This is a genomic window from Alkalihalophilus lindianensis (assembly GCF_032843265.1).
Lineage (GTDB): Bacteria > Bacillota > Bacilli > Bacillales > Bacillaceae_D > Alkalihalophilus > Alkalihalophilus lindianensis.
In genome coordinates this window covers 1-269 of sequence record NZ_JAWJBA010000374.1, presented here as the reverse complement: position 1 = coordinate 269, position 269 = coordinate 1, and the positions used below count along the sequence as shown (strand labels likewise).

1 pseudogene is annotated in these 269 nt (G+C 43.5%); it reads left to right on the top strand.

The window, feature by feature from the left end:
* Positions 1-269: pseudogene (locus RYX56_RS22635) on the top strand (glycine--tRNA ligase); the annotation flags it as partial.

The following is a 269-nucleotide window of genomic DNA, read 5'->3' as shown; positions in this document are numbered from 1 at the left end:
AAATTACACCAGGAAATTTCACCTTCCGAACGAGAGAGTTTGAACAAATGGAGCTGGAGTTTTTCTGTAAACCGGGTGAGGAACTGAAATGGTTTGATTATTGGAAGCAATTTGCGCAAGAATGGCTCTTGTCATTAGGTCTTACCCAGGACAACTTGAGGCTTCGTGACCATTCCAAAGAGGAACTTTCCCATTACAGTAATGCGACAACTGATTTTGAATATAAGTTCCCATTTGGCTGGGGCGAGCTTTGGGGCGTTGCTTCAAGA